We start from the raw sequence: 360 nt of genomic DNA on the forward strand, positions 1-360 counted from the left end.
TCCCACCTGTGGCATAGACGCTATTAGATAACCATGAGGGACAGGGCGACCGACACGCCGTGCCTACCGTGCCTTCATCCTGATGCGGCGCTAGAGATAACACGCAATGACGTCCTGAAAATTCAACTTGTCGATGTCGCATTCAAACCCGGAACGCGCGACTGCAAAGTCATCGCCGGCACGCTTCACGACCCGTACACCGGAACCGATATCGCGTTTTCCACGTCCAATCCTTCGGCCATTCAGATCGACCACCTGTTATCAGCAGCTTTGTCAAGGAGTCTTCCTCTTTCTGCTGGTCATTATGTCGATGTCATGCCGCTGATGGCTGTGGTGGCAGTGCGATGGGCCAGAGCGTGA

The 360-nt window shown here is 55.0% G+C and carries 1 protein-coding gene; it reads left to right on the forward strand.

What is annotated here, in order from left to right; all coding sequences use genetic code 11:
• The first annotated feature begins 33 nt into the window (after positions 1-33).
• Positions 34-360, forward strand: coding sequence for an HNH endonuclease family protein (locus ASU23_RS34960; RefSeq protein ID WP_253741478.1), 327 nt, complete (start codon positions 34-36; stop codon positions 358-360).

It is taken from the genome of Rhodococcus sp. KB6 (assembly GCF_001445685.1).
Classification (GTDB): Bacteria; Actinomycetota; Actinomycetes; order Mycobacteriales; family Mycobacteriaceae; genus Rhodococcus_F; species Rhodococcus_F qingshengii.

Bases quoted from the DNA above. Each gene is read 5' to 3' on its own strand.
- ASU23_RS34960 (WP_253741478.1), top strand. From the start codon at position 34: ATGAGGGACAGGGCGACCGACACGCCGTGCCTACCGTGCCTTCATCCT.